General features: G+C 39.3%; 23 protein-coding genes and 1 tRNA gene. 12 read left to right on the top strand and 12 right to left on the bottom strand.

What is annotated here, in order from left to right; all coding sequences use genetic code 11:
• Window positions 1–26: 26 nt before the first annotated feature.
• The 4 genes from E0D95_RS05220 to map form a co-directional block, all read right to left on the bottom strand.
• The gene (locus tag E0D95_RS05220) at window positions 27–983 is read right to left on the bottom strand and encodes a TauD/TfdA dioxygenase family protein (RefSeq protein WP_130802895.1); all 957 of its coding nucleotides are present in this window, start codon (window positions 981–983) and stop codon (window positions 27–29) included.
• 269 nt (window positions 984–1,252) lie between these two features.
• A complete protein-coding gene (locus E0D95_RS05215; RefSeq protein WP_130802894.1) occupies window positions 1,253–2,482 on the bottom strand; it encodes an MFS transporter in 1,230 nt (409 codons plus the stop codon).
• A gap of 134 nt (window positions 2,483–2,616) precedes the next feature.
• Window positions 2,617–3,753, bottom strand: a complete 1,137-nt coding sequence (locus E0D95_RS05210) for an OmpW/AlkL family protein (protein ID WP_130802893.1) — start codon at window positions 3,751–3,753, stop codon at window positions 2,617–2,619.
• A 214-nt stretch (window positions 3,754–3,967) separates the two neighbouring features.
• Window positions 3,968–4,795 carry a type I methionyl aminopeptidase gene (gene map / locus E0D95_RS05205; protein ID WP_130802892.1) on the bottom strand — a complete coding sequence of 276 codons (828 nt, stop codon included), beginning with the start codon at window positions 4,793–4,795 and terminating at the stop codon, window positions 3,968–3,970.
• Between the two features lie 208 nt (window positions 4,796–5,003).
• Here map and rpsB point away from each other — a divergent pair, with 208 nt between their 5' ends.
• From rpsB to E0D95_RS05175, 6 genes are all read left to right on the top strand, one after another.
• Window positions 5,004–5,753 carry a 30S ribosomal protein S2 gene (rpsB, locus tag E0D95_RS05200; protein WP_130802891.1) on the top strand — a complete coding sequence of 250 codons (750 nt, stop codon included), beginning with the start codon at window positions 5,004–5,006 and terminating at the stop codon, window positions 5,751–5,753.
• Window positions 5,754–5,890: 137 nt separating this feature from the next.
• The gene (tsf, locus tag E0D95_RS05195) at window positions 5,891–6,766 is read left to right on the top strand and encodes a translation elongation factor Ts (protein WP_130802890.1); all 876 of its coding nucleotides are present in this window, start codon (window positions 5,891–5,893) and stop codon (window positions 6,764–6,766) included.
• A gap of 75 nt (window positions 6,767–6,841) precedes the next feature.
• Window positions 6,842–7,348 carry a DUF3465 domain-containing protein gene (locus tag E0D95_RS05190; RefSeq protein WP_130802889.1) on the top strand — a complete coding sequence of 169 codons (507 nt, stop codon included), beginning with the start codon at window positions 6,842–6,844 and terminating at the stop codon, window positions 7,346–7,348.
• Window positions 7,349–7,473: 125 nt separating this feature from the next.
• The gene (locus E0D95_RS05185; protein WP_130802888.1) at window positions 7,474–8,295 is read left to right on the top strand and encodes an AraC family transcriptional regulator; all 822 of its coding nucleotides are present in this window, start codon (window positions 7,474–7,476) and stop codon (window positions 8,293–8,295) included.
• Window positions 8,296–8,397: 102 nt separating this feature from the next.
• Window positions 8,398–9,108, top strand: coding sequence for an AzlC family ABC transporter permease (locus tag E0D95_RS05180; protein WP_130802887.1), 711 nt, complete (start codon window positions 8,398–8,400; stop codon window positions 9,106–9,108).
• On the top strand, window positions 9,105–9,422 hold the full coding sequence (locus E0D95_RS05175) for an AzlD domain-containing protein (protein ID WP_130802886.1): 318 nt from the start codon (window positions 9,105–9,107) through the stop codon (window positions 9,420–9,422). The genes E0D95_RS05180 and E0D95_RS05175 overlap by 4 nt, the downstream gene beginning before the upstream one ends.
• 47 nt (window positions 9,423–9,469) lie before the next feature.
• Here E0D95_RS05175 and E0D95_RS05170 read toward each other — a convergent pair whose 3' ends face one another.
• The 8 genes from E0D95_RS05170 to E0D95_RS05135 all read right to left on the bottom strand — a co-directional run bounded on the left by E0D95_RS05170 (window position 9,470) and on the right by E0D95_RS05135 (window position 16,753).
• Entirely contained in the window at window positions 9,470–9,922 is a 453-nt protein-coding gene (locus E0D95_RS05170; protein ID WP_130802885.1) for an Mpo1 family 2-hydroxy fatty acid dioxygenase, read from the bottom strand.
• Between the two features lie 416 nt (window positions 9,923–10,338).
• Window positions 10,339–10,950 (bottom strand): septal ring lytic transglycosylase RlpA family protein, encoded by a 612-nt coding sequence (locus tag E0D95_RS05165; protein WP_130802884.1) that lies wholly within the window; start codon window positions 10,948–10,950, stop codon window positions 10,339–10,341.
• 294 nt (window positions 10,951–11,244) lie between these two features.
• Window positions 11,245–12,246: a lytic murein transglycosylase B gene (gene mltB / locus E0D95_RS05160; protein WP_130802883.1), complete on the bottom strand. Its 1,002-nt coding sequence runs from the start codon at window positions 12,244–12,246 to the stop codon at window positions 11,245–11,247.
• Between the two features lie 33 nt (window positions 12,247–12,279).
• A complete protein-coding gene (rodA, locus tag E0D95_RS05155; protein ID WP_130802882.1) occupies window positions 12,280–13,422 on the bottom strand; it encodes a rod shape-determining protein RodA in 1,143 nt (380 codons plus the stop codon).
• A gap of 137 nt (window positions 13,423–13,559) precedes the next feature.
• A complete protein-coding gene (locus E0D95_RS05150) occupies window positions 13,560–14,210 on the bottom strand; it encodes a hypothetical protein (RefSeq protein ID WP_130802881.1) in 651 nt (216 codons plus the stop codon).
• A 22-nt stretch (window positions 14,211–14,232) separates the two neighbouring features.
• A complete protein-coding gene (queF, locus tag E0D95_RS05145; protein ID WP_130802880.1) occupies window positions 14,233–15,048 on the bottom strand; it encodes an NADPH-dependent 7-cyano-7-deazaguanine reductase QueF in 816 nt (271 codons plus the stop codon).
• Complete coding sequence (locus tag E0D95_RS05140) at window positions 15,045–15,818, bottom strand: ABC transporter permease (RefSeq protein ID WP_130802879.1); 774 nt, start codon at window positions 15,816–15,818, stop codon at window positions 15,045–15,047. Before E0D95_RS05140 ends, queF begins: the two co-directional genes overlap by 4 nt.
• Entirely contained in the window at window positions 15,815–16,753 is a 939-nt protein-coding gene (locus tag E0D95_RS05135) for an ABC transporter ATP-binding protein (RefSeq protein WP_130802878.1), read from the bottom strand. The genes E0D95_RS05140 and E0D95_RS05135 overlap by 4 nt, the downstream gene beginning before the upstream one ends.
• A gap of 260 nt (window positions 16,754–17,013) precedes the next feature.
• Between E0D95_RS05135 and E0D95_RS05130 the strand changes: the two genes are divergently transcribed.
• The 6 genes from E0D95_RS05130 (at window position 17,014) to E0D95_RS15820 (ending at window position 23,781) form a co-directional block, all read left to right on the top strand.
• Window positions 17,014–17,089 (top strand) — tRNA-Arg (locus E0D95_RS05130).
• 503 nt (window positions 17,090–17,592) lie between these two features.
• A complete protein-coding gene (locus E0D95_RS05125) occupies window positions 17,593–20,424 on the top strand; it encodes a type VI secretion system Vgr family protein (protein ID WP_130802877.1) in 2,832 nt (943 codons plus the stop codon).
• Complete coding sequence (locus tag E0D95_RS05120; protein ID WP_130802876.1) at window positions 20,424–21,932, top strand: hypothetical protein; 1,509 nt, start codon at window positions 20,424–20,426, stop codon at window positions 21,930–21,932. The genes E0D95_RS05125 and E0D95_RS05120 overlap by 1 nt, the downstream gene beginning before the upstream one ends.
• Window positions 21,932–22,855 carry a hypothetical protein gene (locus E0D95_RS05115; protein WP_130802875.1) on the top strand — a complete coding sequence of 308 codons (924 nt, stop codon included), beginning with the start codon at window positions 21,932–21,934 and terminating at the stop codon, window positions 22,853–22,855. Before E0D95_RS05120 ends, E0D95_RS05115 begins: the two co-directional genes overlap by 1 nt.
• The gene (locus E0D95_RS15825; protein ID WP_228258828.1) at window positions 22,855–23,121 is read left to right on the top strand and encodes a hypothetical protein; all 267 of its coding nucleotides are present in this window, start codon (window positions 22,855–22,857) and stop codon (window positions 23,119–23,121) included. The genes E0D95_RS05115 and E0D95_RS15825 overlap by 1 nt, the downstream gene beginning before the upstream one ends.
• A gap of 249 nt (window positions 23,122–23,370) precedes the next feature.
• Window positions 23,371–23,781 carry a hypothetical protein gene (locus E0D95_RS15820; RefSeq protein ID WP_228258827.1) on the top strand — a complete coding sequence of 137 codons (411 nt, stop codon included), beginning with the start codon at window positions 23,371–23,373 and terminating at the stop codon, window positions 23,779–23,781.
• Window positions 23,782–23,818: the final 37 nt, after the last annotated feature.

The raw sequence follows: 23,818 nt of genomic DNA, 5'->3' as shown, positions 1-23,818 counted from the left end.
CATTTTATGACAGCCTAAATTTTTTATTAAAAAGGACGACTGCCTGCCAAACTAATTCTTTTCAATAATCGTCTTTGATCGGCTGGAAAGGGTTCTCTGGCGTGTAAAGTCGCCTGATTATCCCAAAAAACAATATCTCCAGTTTGCCAGTGATGTTGATAGCGAAATTCTGGTTTTTCGATATGTTGACGTAATTTTTCGATGAGTTTCGCACCAGCTTGATCATCATAATGAACCAATTCAACTTCGCTTTTAGTATTGAGCCAGAGTGCTTTGTGTCCTGTTTCAGGATGTGTGCGAACCAAAGGATGCGGATAAGCGTGACCTAAAATGGGTTGATCTTTAAAACGATACAGTGGACTGTTTGCATAATTGCCAGAGCCTTTGTTGCTTTGTGCGCGGACAAAAGGATTATAGGTAATCAACTGCAACTGATCGATATGCGCTTTAGTGGTCTCATCCAGTGCATCATAAGCGGCAATGGTATTAAACCATGAGGTTTTTCCTCCATCTTTGGGTAATTCAATCGCATAGAGTAAAGAACCAAAAGAGGGAAGTGGTGTCCATTGATGGTCAGCATGCGGGGCGAGTTCGCCATGACCTGTGTAATCGCCTTGACCAACAGCATTAGAAACAGGAACCACATCGGGTGGCACGCCTGTTTCTAAGTCATAGCCCAGCACAGGATTGTCTTTACTTGGGCGGAAAATGGAACCGAAATAACTGGCAAATGCCAAAAATTGTAAATCATCCAGACTCTGATCTTTGAAAATTAGAATTAAATGTTCAGCCAGCGCACGTTTGAGTTTAAAAATAGTTTCGCCAGATTGTGCCTTACGCGCATCCAATCCAGTAACGATCGCACCAAGAGCTTGATCTTTTTGAACCTCAATTTGAATTTCATCAATATGTTGAAAATGTTCAGGTTGGTGCCAACGCGGTGCATCATGAATGGCTTGTGAAAGTTGGCTGAGGCTGCTCATGAAAATCGTACTCTTATAATTTTAGAATGTTCCAAGCATAGAAAAGATAAAGCCAATGTTGAAATGAGAAAAAATGCAAAGCTTATGATTGATCTATTTTTAATAGCTATCCTATTGTTTTATTTATTTTTAGCTGTTTATGATAAATAAATATCTGAATTTAATGAGGACAGAAGGCCTGATTGAAATAATGAAATAATTCAGGCGTTTGTGACCATATATAAATCGCCGCAATCATCGCAGTCAGTACAAATAAACCGATCAAATATTTAAGCGTGTTTAGGCTCATCATCAATCACACTCCGCTCATTAACAAAGAAGTGTACACAGACACCTAATATACTTAATGCAATTGAAATCATCCACATCGCATTATAGTTTCCAGTCATATCGTGATTAAGTCCACCTAAGTATCCACCAAAAAATGATCCGACCTGATGAGTAAAAAACACGATGCCACTGAGCATAGATAAATATTGGACACCGAACATATTGGCCACGATACCATTGGTTAAGGGCACGGTGGATAACCAGAGCAAACCCATCACAATACCAAATGCATAAACGGTGAGACTTGAGAGAGGGAGCAATAGAAAAGCGATAATTGCAATGCCACGTAAGCCATACAAAAGCATTAATAATTTGGGTTTTGAATAACGATCACCTAGCCAGCCAGCAGCATAAGTTCCGAAAACATTAAATAGTCCGACCAATGCCAAAAAGATGGTTCCTGTGGTTGCATCAAAACCATGGTCAATGAGATAACCCGGTAAATGTACACCTAGAAATACTACCTGAAAACCACAGACTAGAAAGCCTAAAGCTAACCACCAAAAAGGTTTATGATTTTTGGCAAGTGTTAAAATTTCTTTAAAACTCTTACTGGGTTGAGTAACATTTAAACTTGCTGTTCGATAAGCTGGTGCATTTAAAGTGAATGCCAACGGGATGATAAGCGCAATTAAAATGGCGCTAATCATTAAAGTCGCTGACCAGCCAAAATGCTGTAGTAGTAAAAGCGTGGTCGGTAACATAATGAATTGACCAAAAGAGCCCGCAGCACTGGCAATACCCATTGCCATACTTCGTTTTTCTGGTGCGGCTGCACGTCCAACGGCTGAAAGCAAGACTGAAAAAGACGTTGCAGAGAGTGCCATACCTAGTATCAGGCCTAAACTGAGATTAAGCAGTAATCCAGTTGAGCTAAATGCCATAAGCAATAAACCTACGGTATATAATAAGCCTCCACAAGCAACGACTTTTTTACTGCCGTATTTGTCTGCCAAAGCTCCAGTAAAAGGTTGTACCGCGCCCCAAATTAAATTTTGCATGGCAATGGCAAGGCTAAAAACTTGGTGACTCCAGTCAAATTCATGACTCATAGGTACCAAATACAAACCAAACGCATGTCTCGTACCTAATGAAAGTGCCAAAATACAGGCACTGCCAATCAGCATATAAATCATGGTTTTGGAAAATGTAGTATTGGTACTAGACATACTGATTAATGAAAACTATGGACTTGGCTCTATTGTAGATCACAAATCGAAAATAATCGATATAATCAAGTCGATATTTGAAAAGTAAAATAATAAAAAAGCAGCCGAAGCTGCTTTAAATCAGATCAAACTGATTAAAATCGATAACCTACACCGACATAGGTAATCACAGGATCAATGTCAATTTTGGTTTTGGCATTAATCAATTCTTTACCCGTGTTATTGTCCGTTACACTAATTTTGGCTTCATTGTTCATTTTTGAGTAAGACACAGAGCCTACTGCAAACCAGTTTTCATTAAAGTCATAAGTTGCACCTACAGTAGCAATCGGTGCAAAAGTATCGGTTGCTTTAACTTTCACTCGCGGATCCGCAGAAGAGGTTTTACCATCTAATGCTGCGCCTGCCTTTCCATCTAAAACGTTTTGTACCATATGACCTGCTGTAACCAAATCCGACTCAATCCCTGAGTTAAGCTTCACATCGTTAAAGTAGGCATACATAACCCCGACACCGACATAGGGACGGAATTTATTTACACCAGATTTACCAAATTGATAATGAATTTCGGCAGCAGGTAACCATGCTCGGGCGGTTGCAGCTTTACTGCCTTGAGTTAAATCCGTAATAGGAATTTGAGTATCCAGCGGTATATTACCGATGCCATTAATAAGATTATTGGCAATTCCACCGATTATAGGCGTATCTATTTTACCTTCTGGTGTGGCGACACCAACCACAGGCGCATTAATTTGTCCTTTACCTTTAATATCGACTTTAGGTGGGATACCTGCCTTAATTTCAAGTGAAACGTTGTCGGTAAAGTTGTAGTTAAACATCATCCCGACAGTGTCAACATCATCTGCTTCCAGTCCTGTATTTGGGTTATCCCAACTTTCAAGACTGTTGATTTGAGCTTTACCACTCATATCTGCGGTAAGTGTACCATCTTTAATCAGACCTAATGCTTCACCAAGCTTTGCAACACCCAGTAATTTATCTTTGGCTTTATTGCCTGCTTCGGTATCGGCTATTGCTCCTGTTACTGTATCCAGTTTTACATCGCCTACTGCATAGGTTCCGCTTTTGGCACTGGTATTGACCTTTACGTTATTGGCTTTACCTTGCGGCATTGCATGCAGCCAACCAGCGGAAACAGAAAAGCGTTTAAACCCATCACCATCTTTAAAACTAAAATAGGGTGAATCGGCATAAGATAAAGTAGGAAGTACAATAAGACTCGTCGCTATTCCTAGCAAAGACTTTTTCATCAGCGGGACTCCATGTCCGATTAACATTTGTAGATAATTTTTATGCGCTCACCATAACGCTTTTTTATTTTTTACATTGTTCAAGAAAAATTACTAAATGTAATGAAAATGAAATACTTGGTATATTTTTTGAAAATATGCATCAGAAATACTGTAAAAATACACAAAAAAGGCTACAAAAATGTAGCCTTTATGGAGAAAAAAACAAATTTATCTACTTTTGAAAACGTGATAAGTCTTCTTCTGGACGTGCAGTTAACACTTCAAGACCAGTCTCAGTGACTAAAATGGTATGTTCATATTGAGCAGACAATTTATGATCCTTGGTCACAACTGTCCATTTGTCACCTAAAAGTTTTGTCTGCCAAACCCCTGCATTGACCATCGGCTCAATGGTGAACGTCATACCGGCTTCAAGTTGCATGCCTGTGCCTTTTTGACCATAGTGCAAAACTTGCGGTTCATCATGGAACACTGTACCGATGCCATGTCCACAATATTCACGTACCACGCTAAAGCGTTCTGATTCCACATATTTTTGGATGGCATAACCAATGTCACCAATATAAGAACCCGCTTTTACCGTTTCCATGCCGCGATACATCGCTTCTTGAGCCACTTTACATAGGCGATTTGCCAGAATTGAGGTTTCACCACCCACCACATACATCATATTGGTATCGCCGTGATAACCATCTTTAATGACTGTCACATCAATATTTAAGATATCGCCGTGTTTAAGTACTTTATTTTCAGATGGAATACCATGACACACTACATGGTTGACCGAAGTACAAATCACGTGCTGAAAGGCAGGACGCCCAGGTGCTGCTCCATAACCCAGACAAGCGGGAATGGCCTGCTGTACATTGACAATATAATCATGACAGATTGTATCGAGTTCAAGCGTGGTGACACCCGGCACAATATGAGGCTTGATCATGTCCAATACTTCAGCCGCCAGTTTTCCTGCAATGCGCATTTTTTCAATTTCATCAGGGGTTTTGATTAATCGGCGAGGGGCTGTATAAGTCGTATTCATGATCTCTAAAAACTTTTGGTAATTTGTAGGTGTCTATGGTATAAATAGCCGCCCATTTTATCAAATGCTTTTCGTGAATATCCTTTACGAAGAAATTTGATGCAATGGAAAAATCCGCACATATGTCGTCACGTTACTCTGGGTGCCTTTTATAAGGTGGAGAATGCTGGACATATGGAGGCCTAACCCAACTTTAAGGTAAAGAAAAATGGCAGATTACAACGTAAGCATGCGCGACCTTCTTCAAGCAGGTGCGCACTTTGGTCACCAAACTCGTTTCTGGAACCCAAAAATGCGTCAATACATTTTTGGCGCGCGTAACAAAATTCACATCATCAACCTTGAGCACACTGTTCCTGCGTTAAATGATGCTTTGAACTTTGCTAACCAGTTAGCAAGCAAAAAGAACAAAGTTTTGTTCGTTGGTACTAAACGTGCTGCTTCAAACATCATCCGTGAACAAGCTCAACGCGCTGGTCAACCTTATGTAGATCACCGTTGGTTAGGTGGTATGTTGACGAACTGGAAAACACTTCGCCAATCTATCAACCGTTTAAAAGACCTTCAAACTCAATCTCAAGACGGTACTTTTGCTAAACTGACTAAACGTGAAGCATTAGAACGTACTCGTGAGATGGACAAACTTGAGCGTGCTTTAGGCGGCGTTAAAAACATGGGTGGTTTACCTGACGCATTATTTGTAATTGACGTTGACCACGAAGCAATTGCAATTAAAGAAGCTAAAAACTTAGGTATTCCTGTTATCGGTATCGTTGATACAAACTCAAACCCAGACAATGTTGATTACATTATTCCTGGTAATGACGATGCGATCCGTGCAGTAACTTTGTATGCTTCATCAATGGCAGATGCAATCATTGCTGGTAAAGAATACGCTCAAACTCAAGCGAATGCACAAGCAAAAGGCGAAGAAGCGAAAGAAGCTCCTGAGGCTTAATGCGTTTTGACGCAGGCTTGTCATTTTTGCGACATGTAATGGTGGCAAATTAAAGCGTCGAAAAGCAAACGGCCCGGGTTTTACTTTGGGCCGTTTTTGTTGAACAGATTTATTTTCTACCGATTTAGGAGAACAACATGACTGCAATTACTGCAAGCATGGTAAAAGAATTACGTGACCGTACTGGTCTTGCGATGATGGAATGCAAAAAAGCATTAACAGAAGCGAATGGTGACATTGAGCTTGCAATCGACAACCTTCGTAAATCTGGTCAGGCAAAAGCTGCTAAAAAAGCAGGTAACATTGCAGCTGACGGTGCGATCACAATTGTTCAAGACGGTAACAAAGCCGTATTGGTTGAAGTCAACTGCCAAACTGACTTCGTTGCAAAAGACGAAAACTTTGCTAACTTCTCTAACAAAGTCGCTCAGGCAATTCTTGCTTCTGGCGAAACTGATCCTGCAAAAATTGCAGAATTAAAGTTAGAAGATGGCCAAACTGTTGAAGAAGCTCGTATTGCGCTTGTTCAAAAAATTGGTGAAAACATCCAAGTTCGTCGTGCAAAAATCGTGAGCGGCGATGCTTTGTCTGTTTATAAGCACGGTCTTCGTATTGGTGTTGTCGTTTCTTATACTGGTGATGCTGAAACTGGTAAAGGTATTGCAATGCACGTTGCTGCGTTCAATCCAGTTGCGGTAAATGCTGAAGCGGTTTCTGCTGATCTTATCGCAAAAGAGAAAGAAATTGCTGAAGCAAAAGCAATTGAATCTGGTAAGCCTGCAAACATCGTTGAAAAAATGGTATCTGGTTCAGTTGAAAAATACTTGAACGAAGTTGCGCTTGATCGTCAAATGTACGTAATTGACAATGACAAGAAAGTTGCTGATGTACTCAAAGCAACTGCTACAAATGTTGTTGAATTTGTACGTTTTGAAGTGGGTGAAGGGATTGAGAAAAAAGCAGAAATGAGCTTCGCTGAAGAAGTTGCTGCTGCTCAAGCCGCTGCAAAATAATTTTTTTGCAAGAAAAGCCCCATCTGGGGCTTTTTTTATAGCTGTTTTATCTACAGGGTGGAGAACAAAACAACAATGAATAAAACATTAACTTATTTACTGATTGCCATTATTGCGTTTTTGGCTGGCTATTACAGTTATACGCTCAAAAATCCACACTCGAAATCTCAGTCTGAAAATGCCCAACATCCATTGCAACATCAGATTGTTCTGGGTCAAGCACAGAACCCAAAAACGCAAGACCAGAAAGGCCTTGAAGCGATTTCCAATGCTTTTGCTCAGCAACAAAGTAATGTACAGGTTCAGGCAAGTGGGCAAGTCAAAGCCATTTTAGCAGATGACAATGATGGTTCACGTCATCAAAAGTTTATCCTAACTTTGGGCGATGGTTTAACGGTCTTGGTTGCACATAATATTGATTTAGCACCGCGTATTGATCAGTTAAAAAAAGGGGATAGGGTCGAGTTTAATGGGGAGTATGAATACAATCCAAAAGGGGGAGTCATTCATTGGACGCACCATGACCCGAAAGGAATCCATGAAAATGGCTGGTTAAAACATCAGGGACAAATTTATCAATAATTCATGTATTCAATTGTGCCATACAGTTGTGATCTATTTTTTGGTAATTTGCATGACAGCAATTTTATTCTAGACAGCCATCATCAACATGTTAAGGTTTCATGTAGAGATGGATGAGGCTGGGTATGTATCAAGAGCAAGCCAACTATTTACATTTACGTGAATTAGGTGGTTTAGAATTATTAAAAGCGCATTATCACCAAACGCAATTTTCCAAGCATGTGCATGAAGGCTATTGCATTGGGGTAATTGAAGATGGTGCACAGTCCTTTTTTAGGACAGGCGAGCTTCATGTCGCGCCCAAAGGCGATATTATTTTAGTCAATGCCGATGAAATTCATACAGGTTCATCTGCGGTTGAGTCAGGTTGGCGTTACCGCGCGATTTATCCTACCCCAGAAATGTTGACTGAAATGGGGGGGGATATTTTTGTTAAACATCAGGGTGCGCCATGGTTTCCTCAGGCCGTCGTGCGTGATGAGGGATTGGCTCAACAGCTGTGTCTACTATTTGATTTACTTGAACAAAAAGATAATTTTCTTTTGAAAGAAACCATGTACTTATCGACTTTAACTTATCTAATGTCACGTTATGGGCAATCTCAGCGAGATCTGGTTCAATTACCCGAAGCTCAGAAAAAAGTTCTGATGATTAAGGAGTTATTAGCCAGTTCTCCCGAGAAAAATTATAGTTTGACAGAATTGGCAAATTTGGCGGGTTTAAGTTCTTGGCATTTTTTGCGTCAGTTTAAAAAATATGTGGGATTGCCACCGCATGGCTGGTTGATACAAGTACGACTACAGTTGGCCAGACAAATGTTAAAAAATGGACATTCAATTTTGGCAGTTTCTTTGACATGTGGTTTTTCTGATCAGAGTCATTTTAATCGTCATTTTAAAAAAGCAATGGGCGTAACACCTGCACAATATGTCTCTAGCCTCAAATAAAGCTGAGTGTAAACACCGCAATTTTATTCAAGATCAAGTCTTTAAAATAGTAGAATATTCAACTTTATTCATTTTGTAACCTTATTGGGAATCCAGCATTCAATGCCTATAAAAGAAGTAGACTCATCTCTTTTTCAGTCGAAGCGATTTTTTCAGGGGACAATGGCAATCATGCCATTGTCAATTGCGGTTATTCCGTGGGCAATTTTGGCTGGTTCGATGGCAATCAATGCGGGTTTATCCTTTGCCAAAGCATTGGCAATGTCATCAATGGTGTTTGCAGGTGCCGCTCAGTTGGTCAGTTTGAGTTTAGTGATTGAAGGTGTATCAAAACTAACCATTTTGATTACGATTTTTTTTCTAACCGCGCAACATTTTATTTATGCCTTAACCTTCAGAAATAACATCTCGATTCTTCCGTTGAAACAGCGTTTAAGTTTAGGTTTTTTACTTACAGATGAATTATTTGCTATCAGCTTATCGCCCGACAAACGTCATCCAGATTATATGCTGGGTGCTGGTTTATGTTTTTATTTATTTTGGGTGATTTTTAGCATTGTTGGAATTGTTATGGCAAACATGATTCCAAACTTAAGTGATTATCATCTGGATTTTTCAATTGTTGCCATTTTTATTGCCATGGTTGTGCCATTGATTAAAAACTTTAAAGTCGTGATAGCGGTATTAATAACGTGTTTAAGTGGCTTCATGTTACGTTTTTATCAGGTTGAGGGTGCAATTTTAATTTCAGGATTATTGGGAATGTTAACGGCTGTCACTTTGGAACAATTTGAGAAGGAGTCGCAAACATGACTTGGCTGATGATTTTCGCATTGACAGCAATCGTATTTTTTAATCGTTATGTGTTTTTATCGCCAAATATACAAGTACGATTACCGACTTTTTTAGAAAAAATGCTGAAATACTCAGCACCTTGTCTTTTAACTGCGATCTGTTTACCGATCATTTTCTTTGATGGTCATCAGCTTCGTAACATGGCCAACAATGCATATCTTTATGCGGCGATCTTATGCGTGATCTTGGCTGTTTGTCGAGTCAAAATTATTTACAACGTCATTTTCAGTCTTTTATTTTTTTATGTACTTCAATATTACCTATCAGTTTAAGTTAATTGGGGATGGTCAACTTAACCACCCCAAATGATTATGATTATTTAGGATGATGTGTTTAGAGTTTGACGGCTTTTCCAGTTCGGAAAAATTTTAGCCAAGTAAGCATCCATACACCAAACTGGACCAATGAGTAAGAACTGTAAATCTTTAAAAAATGAGGGTTTCTTACCTTCAACTTTATGTCCATAAAATTGACCAATCCATGCAACTACGAAAATGCCAATATAAAAACCGACCCCTACTGGCAATATCACAATCAGCCATGCCATCACGGCGAGTAAGGCAGCCATTGCGACAGCAAGCACCAAATCCAGCCGTGCATAAAAAACCAATGTCAGTACAAGTAATAAGGCAGTTAATAGCGCACTAAAGTGAGCCAAAATTCCAATAATTGAAAAAAGGATGGCGGGTACACAGACCCAATGAATCGCTTTGTTGGTTTTATTTTGGTGGCTGTCACTATAATCGTCAAACCACGCTTTAATTGTTTTCATAATGCGCTCCATGCACGTTAAAACCATTACTAAGATTGAATATAGAATAGAATATTGATCAGGTCAAAACTCAAGTTGAATGAGCCAGTCATTTTTAGAGTTTTCAATGCTCAAATTTGTGCTTTTTTTAGAAAAAAATACTTTTAGCTAAAATTCGTAAAAAAATGATGTTTATTTAGTGCCTTAAATTGCGTTTAAGCGCATGTTTATGAAAAAACAATACTAGGGTAGCTTTTTCTAAAATAAACCTTGCTAAGCGCAAATGAGAGCGAAATAAGAAAATTGAGTGAATTGTAAAAATAATTAGACTGAAAAAAGCTTTTTTTGAGTTCTATTTTTATGAAAAAAAGGAAGTGATGAAAGCAAAAGAGCCACAATAAAGTGGCTCTCTAAAGCAGTGAATAGGAGTTTAGATCTTATGAATTTGGACCATCAACACGTTCAATGCTTACTTTTGCAGTACCTGCGTTGGTAATACCAATGCGTTTTGCTGCACCATAAGATAAATCGAGTACACGATTACCATGGAAAGGACCACGATCATTTACTTTAACCACAACACTTTGACCATTATCCTTGTTGGTTACGCGGATATAACAGTTTAAAGGGAGGCTACGGTGAGCAGCAGTTAATTCATTCATATCGAATGTGTCACCACTGGCAGTTTTACGACCATGGAACTGACGACCATACCAAGATGCAACACCAGTTTGAGTAAATTTACGAACGGTGTTCGATGCAACAGTATTTAATTTTTCAATCACTGAAGGCTCATCTTCAGGAATTTCAATTTTTGCCGCAATTGTTTGACGACGAATTTGGTCACCCGAACTTTCGGTGATTGAAAGACTATTTAAATTCGAAAAATGCGAATTAAAACTTTGAGACTGCTTGTTAAGCACTCGTGCAGCAAGACTTGAACTTTCAGTATCATTAGAAAGTGTGCTTGCTGGCATCATTTCAGCCTGTGACTGAGTTACCGTCAGCCCGACTGTTAGAGCGAGTGCATATTTTAGCGAAAACTGCATTATTTAAACTCCTACGAATACCAAAACACTTCTTTATTCAGGCGGATTCCTAAAAAAATAAAGCGAAAAGTATCCAAATTATTCACTTTTGCAATTGCTTTATGGTTGTGGATAATATTCATCGCTTAACAAGAGTGTCTAGTCTTTATAAGAAAATAGTTACAAAAAGGACAAAAACTCACAAAAATAGATTAAAAAATAATCAATATTGTAACAATTTATTTAAAAAGACGTTTTTGTGAGCAATTCGTCAAAAATATTTGTTGACTTTTGTATTGTAGTTAAAATTTCATGTTAACGGCTGGCAACTTCGCTACCTAATAACCATACCGCAGTCGCATACATTCTGCTTCTATTGTAGGTGGTAATCACTTGAAAATTTGGATAGGTGATATAGTACATAGGACCATAGTTTTCTTGCAATTGGATGACATTCACTAAATCTAAATTATCGATTTTAATCACTGGATTAAGGGGAGTAATACCTTGTGCCTGAAGTGTGCCATAAGGTACAGGCTGAGTTAAATCTTTGGCAATCACGCTGTCTGGGGTAGTGCCTGTATATCGGGCTGCAAAACCAATTGGGCGGTTACGCTGCCAACCATTTTGAGCCAGATAATTGGCAATCGAAGCAATTGCATCTTCTGCGGAATTTCTGAGGTCAATATGACCACTGCCATCGTAATCAACCCCAAATTTAGTAATATTACTCGGCATAAATTGTGGATAGCCAATCGCACCTGCATATGAGCCCACAATGCTGCTGGTTGGATATCCTTCTTTATAGGTCCATGCGAGTAAGGCACTCAATTCATCACTAAAATAGTCCGCCCGACGAGGATAACCAAAAGCAAGAGTTGCTAGGGCGTCACGAGTAATAAAAGAACCTTTATTTGCTCCATAGCCTGTTTCAACCCCTAAAATTCCTAAAATAATGGATTGAGGTACACCAAACTGTTGTTCAGCACGGTTTAAAACATCCGCATATTGGTTTTTAAAGCGTACACCACGTTGAATGGTTCCCTCACTCAGAAACATGGCTTTATAGTCGTACCATGGTTTACTTTCACCAGGACGGGTCATGATGGTTAAAATATTAGGCAAGTTTCGCGCGCCATTCATCGCGATATCAATCTGCTCTGCACTTAAACCATATTGATTCATGGTCTTTTGTTTAAATGCTAAATAATTAGGAGTATTTATAAATTCATTGGCATTTGCACAGACTGCTGCGGCAAAAAGACCGCTGAAAAGACAAAATTGTTTCAATGGTTTTTGTAATACCAGTTTCAACATGATTTAAAATTTTCCTAATGATTAGTTTTTTCATCAACGATGCGTATGAATGGACATGACCAAGCCAAAAGTTGCCATCAAAGTAATGATCGCGGTACCGCCATAGCTCATAAAAGGTAAAGGCACACCCACTACTGGTAAAATACCACTGACCATACCCGCATTTACAAATACATAAACAAAAAAAGACAAACCTAATGCACCCGCGACTAATCTGCCGTAATTGTGGAAACAATTCATCCCAATCTGAAACGTTCTAAAAATGATGGCAAAGTAAAGCAGAATTAAAATTGTTACACCAATTAAGCCAAACTCTTCGGAAAAGGCAGCAATAATAAAGTCGGTATGACCTTCGGGTAAAAAGTGAAGATGCGACTGAGTTCCTTCAAGGAAACCTTTGCCTGAAAATCCGCCAGAACCGATGGCTGTTTTGGACTGAATAATGTTCCAGCCCGTACCCAAAGCGTCTGCTTCTGGGTTTAATAAAGTCAAAACCCGTTGGCGTTGATAGTCATGTAATAAAAATTCCCATGCGATTGGAATTACAATGCCTGCCCCAAGCGCGGCTGCACCAATCATTTTCCATGACAAGCCACTTAAAAACAGCACGAAGACACCACTGGCTAAAATTAATAAGGATGTGCCCAAGTCGGGTTGTTCTGCAATGAGTAGGAAAGGAACACCAATCAGTACCAGTGAAATAATGACATTAATTAAGCTAGGTGGGAGTGGTTTACGTGATAAGAACCATGCAATCATCATGGGCATACCAATTTTCATAAATTCACTAGGTTGTACGCTACCAAAACCGGGAATATCAATCCAGCGTTGAGCGCCCATGCGTACTTCGCCAAATATCATCACCGCCAGTAATGACAATACGCCAAACAGATAAAAGTAAGGAGAAAACGCTTGATAGACTTTGGGAGGGATCTGCGCCAGAGCAAACATGACGGCAAAACCAATTCCAAAGCTTATGGCTTGTTTGGTCACTAAGCCGACATCTTGTGCTGAAGCACTATAAAGTACAGTCAGCCCTAAACAGGCGTTTAAGATCAGAAAAAAGCATAGCCAAGGGTCAATATGTAATTTTTGAAAGCGTGAAGGCTGCATTGCGGTGCTTAAACCATCGCGTGGTGCCTGACGTAGAAATTTGTATTGAGAACTTGGAGACATGCGATTTCATACACGGTCAATCAATGCTTGGCGCATGCTAACATAATTGCTATTTTAGGCAATGAATATCAATATTTTGCAATAAAAAAACCCGACTTTTGTCGAGTTTTCGATAGCACTTAAACTTTATTGATCTATCAATGGAAAAATAAGGTGTCGTGATACTCTGCCAAGGCTTTGATTTCTTCTTTATGTAGATGAGGAATCAATTTATCAATTGCAATATGCACGGCTTTTGTCACCGCTGCGGCACCAATGTCTGCACCTTTACGTTTGATCATGCCCAAATCAAGGGTCTTATTAAAATCAATCATAAAATGGCGAATGGTGGCATCAGCAAATTGTTTATACAGTTCAGATAAAGCATGGCGATCCACGTCATTGCCTGCTTTAATTTCTGCAAAACTATTTTTGAGATTCGTGACCAGTGTCGCATCCAGATCTTCACCGACACGATAACGACCTTCTGGATCTTTGTGTAAACTACGTTCAGAAAACTCGATCGATTGCTTCACGACATCGTTAGGCGCTTTGCTTAAGAGTTGTTTCAATAACACTGCAACTGTTGATTTTACATACCCAGCAAGTTTTTCGGCTGTTTCACGTTTATCACTTTCGGGAAAACGACGAACCAATTCAAGCAAAATGGCATCCAGAATTTCATCATTAATTTGTAATGCCACTTCATCACGTAATGGATAAAGTGGTTCACTTGAGTTTTTTTTCTGAATACCCGTTTGGATGTTATTGAGTAATGATTCAGATGGAATAAAACCAAAAAATGGCATGTGAGTTCCTCAATTATTCGTTTTATTGTCGAGCCAAGCGAATAGGGTTTGGCATCCATGACAAATCCGATACACGACATGGATTAATATCCAATCCTCCACGGCGTGTATATGCTGCATATACCATCAGTTTGTCTGGCTGAAGTTGAGTCCAGATGTCGGCAAACATCTGTTCTACACACTGTTCATGAAAGCCATTGTGCTGACGGTACGAGATAATATACGCCAAAATACTACGATAACAAGGCTTAAGTCCTTGAAAACGTATAAATACCGTACCCCAATCTGGTTGCCCTGTTACAGGACAATTACTACGCAGTAAATGTGAAAATAAACTGATTTCCACATGCTCTTGCTGTTCTGTATCGTGTTTTAACAGTCCTGCGTTGGGATGATTTTCCAAACGTTCAGGCGTTAAATCATCAATACAAATGCCTTGGGGGCGGCTAATTTCGAGCGCATCTACATCAAACAATTGCAGTGTAACTTTTGCATTGGCAGCTTGACTTAAATCTTGTTCTACAAGGTCAATTAATGCTTGTTTTGAGCTAAATTGATGAAAATTCAAACTATTAAAATAAAGTTTGAGTGATTTCGACTCAATTAAATAGTTAGAGGTCGCGGGTAGGGTAATACGACCAATCGCAACTTGTGGAATACCTGCGCTATTTAGCCATGACAATTCAAACACATGCCACCAGTCTAAACCTTGAGAAATACCGGCTAGATCTGCGTAGTTTTTACGAGATTCGGCACGAGCAATTGGAAATAATACGCTCGGCTGATATTCGGTAGGATATTCAGTTTCTTTACCCAATAAAGATTGTTCGACACTCATTCACGCATTCCTGAACCACGAGCCAATAAATAGTATGCAACTACATATAAAACAGCACAGCAAATAGTAACTACAATTAAAGAGATGGTCACATTGACATCACTTTGCCCCAAAATGCCATAACGGAAGGCATTGACCATATACACAATTGGATTGATTAATGATAAATGTTGCCAAAATGGGCCCAAAGCACTAATTGCATAAAACACACCACCTAAGTAAGTCAGTGGCGTAAGTACAAAGGTGGGAATAATTGAAATATCATCAAAGGATTTGGCATAAACCGCATTGATAAATCCTCCCAATGAAAATAGAAATGAGGTCACTAAAACCGTATAAATGGTGACAAACCAGTTATGAATATAGAGGTCTGTGAAAAATAAACTCATGATTGTGACAATAATGCCGACCAACACCCCACGACACACGCCACCAATGACATAGCCCCATAAGATCAAATGCAAAGGCACTGGACTCATAATCAATTCTTCAATGCTTTTTTGGAATTTGGCACTGAAAAAACTGGAGGAAACGTTAGAATAGCTGTTGGTGATAATCGCCATCATAATTAAACCGGGCACGATAAATTGCATATAGCTAAACCCAGCCATTTGACCAACGCGTGACCCCACCAGATTACCAAAAATCACAAAGTACAAGCTCATGGTAATGGCTGGTGGCAATAAGGTTTGTGGCCAAATGCGCATAAAGCGACGTATTTCTTTGCGGACTAAGGTCCAAAGTGCAGTTTGAAGTTGACTAAAATTCATGATGCTGCCCCTTGAAGATTTTTTTCAACCATTTTTACAAATAGTTCTTCAAGGCGATTTGATTTGTTACGCATACTACGTACAGTGATTCCTTGGGCTTCCAGTAACTGAAAAAGATCATTTAGAGAGTGACCTTTATCCATGGTAACTTCTAAAGTCAGTGGATCAATCAGGTTAAAGCGTACCCCGATAATGTTCAAATCTTCCAAAGCTTGAATCGGTTCGATCAAATCAAAAATAAAAGATTCTTCACTTAACTGATTCAGGAAGTTTTTCATTGAAGTGTCTTCCTTGATTGTGCCGCGGTCAATAATCGCGATACGACGACACAGCATTTCTGCTTCTTCCAGATAATGCGTCGTCAAAATGATGGATGTTCCATTATTATTCATTTCAACCAAAAAATCCCACATAGAGCGGCGCAGTTCAATATCTACTCCTGCCGTGGGTTCATCTAAAATCAGTAATTTAGGTTCATGCATCATGGCGCGAGCAATCATGAGGCGACGTTTCATACCGCCAGAGAGCATACGTGATTGAATATTACGCTTTTCCCAAAGACCCAATTTTTCCAGATAATACTCAGCGCGTTGTTCCGCTAATTTCTGAGGAATACCGTAATATCCTGCTTGAGTGACCAGAATATCGAACGTCTTTTCAAATTGACCGAAGTTGAACTCTTGGGGGACGACACCCAGACATTGCTTGGCTTGAGATGGATGTGTATCAAGATTATGTCCAAAAATTTCGACGATACCTGAAGTTTTTTTTGTCAGTGAACTAATAATACTGATCGTGGTCGATTTTCCTGCACCATTAGGCCCTAACAATGCATAAAACTCGCCTTCAGGAACGGTTAAATCAATTCCTTTAAGTGCCTGAAATCCATTGCGATATGTCTTGGACAAATCGTGTAACTTCAATGCATCAGTCATGAAAATCTCACATTACGAAATAATAGCGGTATTTTGATTGATCTGAAAATATAATCCAAGCCCATTGATAGGATTTAGTCGAACTAAATTTGCAACGATGTGATGCATCAATTTTTGCATATCGTATAAATTGTATCTGCCAAAGCTTATATAAAACACGGCGATCATCTTTAAACTGATGATTAATTAAACATAAGTAGCCTTTGAGTCGCTTATCTACTTTACCAGTTGAGTTTTTTTGCCTATGATGTGCCTCGCATGCGCTCATAGCTCAACTGGATAGAGTACAGGTTTCCGAAGCCTGTGGCGTGGGTTCGAGTCCCGCTGAGCGCACCATTTTTCTATTTTACCCTGCCCGATAAAATCCTAAAAACATTAAAAATCATTAGATTAGGTTTAAACTCTCTCCATTTTTGTCCGATACCGTTTTAGGATGTCTTTATTTTTAACGGTATATTTTACGGTATGTTTAATTACAAATGAAAATATACCGTAAAGTTATGGCTCAATCTGTTAGGAGTTTGACTGACTCAAAAGTAAAGTCTGTAGTATCAGTGCACAAGAAATCACTAGAAAAGAGTATCAAGCTTTCAGATGGGCTTTTGGACTGTATCTTCTAATTGATGATGGGAAATATTGGCGTTTTGATTATGTTAGACCGCTTTCAAAAAATGCCTGATAATCACTTTACGAATGTGGTTTGAATAAATAAAATTTCATGTTTCAAATCCTATAAAAGCTTTTGCATGAGCTGAAACAAAAAGACAAAATAACTTAAATTGATATAGACAGGACGTTCTGGTAGCCTTTTTCGATCAATAATAAGGCTACTTATAATAATGTTGAATCATATTTTTGGCATTCTTGATCAACTGGGATTTAACCAACAAAAACGTGCAATCAGCTTTCAATTTTCAAATCAAGAACTGAATCATCAAGTCATGCTACAACGCATTGACGGTTATCATGCCATGAATGAAGGGCTTTCTGCCGAACTGATTTGTCTTTCAACCAATCCTTATATTCCCCTCAAACAATTCATAGGCTGTCAGGTTGCAGTCGATCAAGTCACTGATACAGGACAACTGTATCGAACTACAGGCATGATCACAGGTGCGAGTCAAGGACAAAGTGATGGAGCACTGAGCTTATACCGTATCACCTTACAAGATGCCACCAGCCTATGGCATAAACGCCGTAACAGTCGTGTCTTTATGAATAAAAGCGCGATTGAAATTATCGAAATCATCTTTAAAGAGTGGCAAAACAAAAGCCCGTTATTTGCTGCCAGTCTTAAACTTGACAGTAGTGGACTCAATAAAGACTACGACATCCGCCCATTTTCCATGCAGTCTAATGAGAGCGACTACGCATATCTAACACGCTTAATGCGTGAGGAATCCATTAACTGGCTGATTGATGAAGATCATTATTTGGTTGCTGCACAAGGGCAAAAAATTCAGGCACAAAAACTTCGCCTCATCGATGACAATAGCCACTTTCAAGCATTGCAACGCCGTACCATTCGTTACCATCGTAGCAATGCCACCGAACAACAAGACAGCATCACCAGTTTTATCGCACAACGTCAACTGCAACCGACCGCCATATATGTACAACGCTGGCAAGCCGATAGCTTGAGTCAGGAAGATGCCAGTGGCTCAGTCTTAAGTACCCACCAACATAGTCAACAACGCGATAACGAAAGCTTAAGTCTGGAACAGGCATGGAACATGTCCCCAGCATGGATCACTGATCTGAATGGTGAAGACCAAGCCACTGCTTCGGGCAATAGCCAACTCGAAAAACTCAACAAACAATTGAATCAATATCAAGCATTACAAGCCAAATCCTTTATTGCATACAGCAGCGTACGCGATATCCAAGTCGGATACTGGTTTCAACTCATTGATCATCCTGAATTAGAAAAAAACCACAGTCAAAATGACAAAGAGTTTCTGATTCTGAGCAAACGCTTTTACAACCAGAATAACTTGCCCAAAGACATACACAACCAAGTTGAACAACTCCTTAAACTGAGCCATTGGCAAAGTAGCAAAGACAGCCAACAAGAACGTCAAGCCAATGAACTGACTTTAGTCCGCCGCAGTATTGATATTGTTCCAGAGTATGATCCACTACAACATCGTGCGACTGCCCATGTGCAACGCGCCAGAGTTGTGGGTGCAGAGGGAGAAGAAATCCATGTCGATGAATGGGGACGTATTAAAGTCCGCTTTCTCTTTACCAGAAATGAAGACCATCAACACGATGGTGGTGCAGGCAGTAATGACAGCGATACAGATTCAGCATGGGTAGATGTACTGACCCCATGGGCGGGTGAAGGTTATGGCGCTCGTTTCTTACCTCGTGTTGGTGAAATCGTAGTGATCGACTTCTTTGATGGCAACATTGACCGTCCCTTTGTCACGGGAAGAATCCATGAAGCCCAACGATCACCGACCAAATTTGATATCAAAGGTCAACTGCCTGATACCAAAAAACTCAGCGGCATTCGTTCTAAAGAAATCGGTGGTGAGGGCTACAACCAACTCAGATTTGACGATACCACAGGACAAATCAGTGCCCAACTACACAGTAGTCATGGTGCTACGCAATTGAATCTAGGAAACTTAAGTCACCCTAAAGAACGTGCGACAAGTGAAGGGCGTGGAGAGGGCTTTGAATTAAGGACGGACCAATGGGGGGCTGTAAGGGCTGGAAAAGGTCTATACCTGACGACGCATCGACAAGAACAAGCACAAGGTCAGCATTTAAAAGCAACAGAGGCTCAACAGCAAATAGAAGGCAATCTTAACAATGCCAAAGCTTTAAGTGAAGTTGCGAAAAATCAGCAAACCGATCCGCTGGACGTATTAGAAAATATACAGGCTTTTCTCAAAGATCTTGAAATAGAGCATCCTGAGAAAGCGGTTGATTTTAAAACAGCCGTCATGTTACTGGCTTCACCACAATCAATCGCGATGTCTAGCAATGCAGATATTTACGTCAGTGCAAATGGACAATTCAGCCAACATGCGGGCGAAAGTATTAATCTGAGCACACAAAAGAGTATGATTGCACATGCACAGGAGAAGATAAGCCTGTTTGCAGCACAACAAGGTGCAAGATTATATGCAGGCAAGGGAAAAGTAGAGATACAGGCACAAGGGGATGGCATTGATCTAATTGCACGTAAAGATGTGAAGATTATCTCTACGGAAGACAAAGTTGAAATTTCTAGTCCAAAAGAGATCGTGATTACGTCAGGTGGTTCACAAATCAAGATTAATAGTTCAGGTGTTTTTCCAACGACAAGTGGCAAATTTGAGGTGAAGGCAGGGCAGCATTTGTTTGTGGGGGGAGCGCAAGTGAATGCACAATTACCAGCTTTGCCTAAATTTGATAATAAAAATTGGATTGCTTTAGAACATCTAGATGTTGATCAGGAGCCATTCGCAAATTTGGGTTATAAAATCTTTTTTGAAAATAATCAGACTATTGAAGGGAGATTAGATGAGCATGGTAAAGCTCATCATGAAAATGTTCCAGAGAAAGCAATTAGAGTTGAGTATGAACAACCAAAAATGGAAGAAGATAAACCTTGGGATCGGTTTGATACAGTAATGGCTGAGTTAAACAAGATTGATAAGAATAAGGGGCAATTTTAATGCCAGATTTTTTACCATCTAAGAAAGAGTTAACCAATGCGTTAGCGTGGTTTACAGCCCCAGTAAATGATGCAATCAAAAAAGGACAAGAGACTGCTGCAGATATTGCAGAATGGCTGTGGGTTGTATTACAAGGAGACTTTGCTAAGGATCAAACCACTGCACAAATTGTCACTGGTACAGTGATTTCAATGATCCCTTTTGTAGATCAGGTTTGTGATGTTCGGGACCTTTGCGCTAACGCAACAAAAATAAAAGAAGACAGTAATAATCCGTGGGCATGGGTGGGGCTGATTCTAACACTGATTGGCTTATTTCCTGTATTGGGTTCATTATTTAAAGGGATTTTTAAAGTTATTCTGGCACCTATTAGACGCTTTATGCTTAAGCCTGCAACTAAAGGTTTGAAGTTTACAGGTGGAAATATTTATAAGTTTGCTGAACCTGCGATTGAAAGTGGTATTACAGAGTTAAATAAATTTCTTGCACGCCCGGCGGTAAAAAAAGCCATCAAAAACGCAAAAATCACCAATATTTATAAAGCTACTGCGAGCAAAATTCGAGAAGTTAAAGGGATATTGACAAAGCAGGCTTTGTTAAGCGTGTTTGATCAACTTGTAGGGTATTTAAGAGATACTGTTAAATTTATTGATAAATATGCAAGTAAGGCGATTGGTGAGAAAGCACGCCAAATGTTGCAAACCGTAATTGATGTCCGTAACTTGGCGAATCAAAAACTTGGTGAGTTTTTAAAACCTGTACAAGAGTTTTTGGAAAGATTGGCGGTTAGAATCGAGAAAGAGAGTGATCAGGCTTTTAAAGCGACGACTAATGTTAAGAATATTCATAATTTTAAGAAAGTAGGAACAGATGCTGAGTTAAAAAGTGTTTTAAACAATAAACCGAATTGGGTTGATATAGCAGCGAAAGAAAAATATACAGCTTTGAAAAAATCACCAAAAATTCTAGAAGGCTATCCTGATATTTCTAATAGTTCTAATAGTTATGCTTTAAAAGGTAAATTTGATACATTTCATGACCTAGAACCTATAGACCTTCCTGAGGGGACGATTTTATATCGTGTCCTTGATCCTAGCAGTTATGATAATAGTATTTGTTGGATGCGTGAATCTGAATATAAGAAACTTAAGAGTAAAGCCGATTGGCGACGCTATTTTGCGGTATTTGCTTCATGGAATCACAATGGAGAAATGGTTAAATATAGGGTTCCTAAAGGCGGCTTAAAGGTATGGGAGGGTCCAGCAGCGAGCCAAACTTTTAAAAATAGTGCTGGCAAAGTTGAGAAGGTAAATAGTAAAGGCGAGATATTTGTGCTTGAAGGTGGTGGGATGCAGATTGTTCTTGATCCCAAGGATTTGGTACGAGCAAATATAAGTAAACGTGAAGCAACCCCTTGGGGCTATGATAGTGGTTTAATTGGTGAAGCTAGAACCATTATGGTGGGTGTACCTCGTTTAGAGCAGAACTGGTATGGAGATAAAAAGTAATGTTGCAGTTTGAAATTCGTCCACAGGAAATTTACTTACTTGAACGCTATAGTTCGATTGAATACTTTAAAGAACTGGTAGATGCTTTTAAAAATATGTTGGATGCAGCAGAAAATGCACTTGAGCTGTTTATGCAAGATTTACCTTATGATTATCGAAACCGGCATATTTCACAACAACCTGATGTAGTTTGGGGGGAGCGAGTATTGCCTAACTTTAGATCAACTCTTGAAGCATTGAATTATGGCTATAAGTGTTTACTAGAGGGTGATTTATCTGCTTTGCAATATGCAGGAAATGTGAAAAGTGATTTTAATGCTCAGACTACTGATTACTTGCCAGATTGGATGGATGAAAGTAATTTTGCATTGTTTGATCAATGGCAGAGCAAAGCAAGATTATTAGCATCTAATATAAAAGCCACGGTTTTTAGCAGTTGGCCTATAACCTTTCTAACAGAAAATTATGACACGGATTGTTTGGGCGAATTAAAATTGCCACTTTCTTTACCTATTTATCAATTAAGCGCTGATATTAAAGTAGAGACAGGAGAAACAGTACCACAGAATGGTATTTACATTCCTGAAATATCTGAGGCAAGTGCACAGCTGTTGCTTAAAGGGTACGATGCTATTGAGGCTCTGGTGGGATTAAGTCGTAGTGGTTTGCAATACGCTAGAGAAGAGAGTACAACGTGGTTACTAGTGAAACGCATTGCAGATGAAGGTGGTTCATCTGAGACAATTCAAATAGAAAACTTAAGAGGTTTTGCTGGTCAGACTTGTCCACGAACAGGCAATTGGTGGAGCCCTGCAAATCAATTGCAATCTCGTCATTTTGAACAGGGAGAGGTGTTTCCTGAGGTAGGAAATAATAGTTGGGGTGAAACGATTTGGTATTTAGAAGTAACGAACAAAAAGTAATGTCACAATCATCTGAAATTCGTCCGCAGGAAATTTACCTACTTGAACGCTATAGTTCGGCGGAATATTTTAAAGAACTGGTAGATGCTTTTAAAAATATGTTGGATGCAGCAGAGAATGCACTTGAGCAGTTTATGCAGGATTTACCTTATGATTATCGAAACCAACATATTTCACAACAACCTGACATAGTTTGGGGTGAGCATGTATTGCCTAATTTTAGATCAACTTTTGAGAGCTTGAATTATGGGTATAACGTTTATTAGAGGGTGACTTATCTGCTTTGCAATATGCAGGGAATGTGGTTACTGACTTTAGAAATCAAAGAATAGACTATTTTTCTGATTGGATGGATGAAAAAAATTTGTCATTATTTGATGAGTGGCAAAGTAAAGCTAGTAAATTATCATCTAATATTAAAGCTACAGTTTTTGGTAATTGGCCTATGACTGTTTTTAACAGAAGACTATGATGCAGAGTATTTAGGAGAGTTAAACTTACCATCATCTTTACCAATGTATAAGTTAAACCAAAACGTTACAGTAAAAACAGGCGAAACTGTGCCACAGGATGGTATTTACATTCCTGAGATAGAGGAAGCAAGTGCACAGCTGCTGCTTAAAGGGCATGATGCGATAGAAGCATTAGTCGGACTTGATCCAGATTGCCCACAATATGATCATGAAGAAGATACTGAATGGGTATTGGTTGAACGCATTGGAGATGAAGGCGGCTCTGCTGAAACAATTCAAACTGAAAACTTAAAAGGTTTTGCTGGTCAAACTTGTCAACGAACAGGCAATTGGTGGAGTCCTGCAAATCAATTGCAATCTCGTCATTTTGAACAGGGAGAGGTGTTTCCTGAGGTAGGAAATAATAGTTGGGGTGAAACGATTTGGTATTTAGAAGTAACAAATAAGAAGTAAATATGTGTTATTACATAAATCCTAAAGCTATTGCTTC

This window comes from Acinetobacter ihumii, from assembly GCF_900625095.1.
Classification (GTDB): Bacteria; Pseudomonadota; Gammaproteobacteria; order Pseudomonadales; family Moraxellaceae; genus Acinetobacter; species Acinetobacter ihumii.
Note: the sequence above shows the minus strand (reverse complement) of the source record. Positions and strands in the feature narration are given on the sequence as shown.

Bases quoted from the DNA above. Each gene is read 5' to 3' on its own strand.
- E0D95_RS05180 (WP_130802887.1), top strand. From the start codon at position 8,398: ATGCCTATAAAAGAAGTAGACTCATCTCTTTTTCAGTCGAAGCGATTT.
- E0D95_RS05120 (WP_130802876.1), top strand. From the start codon at position 20,424: ATGCCAGATTTTTTACCATCTAAGAAAGAGTTAACCAATGCGTTAGCG.
- E0D95_RS05210 (WP_130802893.1), bottom strand. From the start codon at position 3,753: ATGAAAAAGTCTTTGCTAGGAATAGCGACGAGTCTTATTGTACTTCCT.
- rodA (WP_130802882.1), bottom strand. From the start codon at position 13,422: ATGTCTCCAAGTTCTCAATACAAATTTCTACGTCAGGCACCACGCGAT.
- E0D95_RS05125 (WP_130802877.1), top strand. From the start codon at position 17,593: ATGTTGAATCATATTTTTGGCATTCTTGATCAACTGGGATTTAACCAA.
- queF (WP_130802880.1), bottom strand. From the start codon at position 15,048: ATGAGTGTCGAACAATCTTTATTGGGTAAAGAAACTGAATATCCTACC.
- E0D95_RS15820 (WP_228258827.1), top strand. From the start codon at position 23,371: ATGTATAAGTTAAACCAAAACGTTACAGTAAAAACAGGCGAAACTGTG.
- rpsB (WP_130802891.1), top strand. From the start codon at position 5,004: ATGGCAGATTACAACGTAAGCATGCGCGACCTTCTTCAAGCAGGTGCG.
- E0D95_RS05220 (WP_130802895.1), bottom strand. From the start codon at position 983: ATGAGCAGCCTCAGCCAACTTTCACAAGCCATTCATGATGCACCGCGT.
- E0D95_RS05170 (WP_130802885.1), bottom strand. From the start codon at position 9,922: ATGAAAACAATTAAAGCGTGGTTTGACGATTATAGTGACAGCCACCAA.
- E0D95_RS05135 (WP_130802878.1), bottom strand. From the start codon at position 16,753: ATGACTGATGCATTGAAGTTACACGATTTGTCCAAGACATATCGCAAT.
- map (WP_130802892.1), bottom strand. From the start codon at position 4,795: ATGAATACGACTTATACAGCCCCTCGCCGATTAATCAAAACCCCTGAT.
- tsf (WP_130802890.1), top strand. From the start codon at position 5,891: ATGACTGCAATTACTGCAAGCATGGTAAAAGAATTACGTGACCGTACT.
- E0D95_RS05140 (WP_130802879.1), bottom strand. From the start codon at position 15,818: ATGAATTTTAGTCAACTTCAAACTGCACTTTGGACCTTAGTCCGCAAA.
- E0D95_RS05175 (WP_130802886.1), top strand. From the start codon at position 9,105: ATGACTTGGCTGATGATTTTCGCATTGACAGCAATCGTATTTTTTAAT.
- E0D95_RS15825 (WP_228258828.1), top strand. From the start codon at position 22,855: ATGTCACAATCATCTGAAATTCGTCCGCAGGAAATTTACCTACTTGAA.
- E0D95_RS05150 (WP_130802881.1), bottom strand. From the start codon at position 14,210: ATGCCATTTTTTGGTTTTATTCCATCTGAATCATTACTCAATAACATC.
- E0D95_RS05115 (WP_130802875.1), top strand. From the start codon at position 21,932: ATGTTGCAGTTTGAAATTCGTCCACAGGAAATTTACTTACTTGAACGC.
- E0D95_RS05190 (WP_130802889.1), top strand. From the start codon at position 6,842: ATGAATAAAACATTAACTTATTTACTGATTGCCATTATTGCGTTTTTG.
- E0D95_RS05215 (WP_130802894.1), bottom strand. From the start codon at position 2,482: ATGTCTAGTACCAATACTACATTTTCCAAAACCATGATTTATATGCTG.
- mltB (WP_130802883.1), bottom strand. From the start codon at position 12,246: ATGTTGAAACTGGTATTACAAAAACCATTGAAACAATTTTGTCTTTTC.
- E0D95_RS05165 (WP_130802884.1), bottom strand. From the start codon at position 10,950: ATGCAGTTTTCGCTAAAATATGCACTCGCTCTAACAGTCGGGCTGACG.
- E0D95_RS05185 (WP_130802888.1), top strand. From the start codon at position 7,474: ATGTATCAAGAGCAAGCCAACTATTTACATTTACGTGAATTAGGTGGT.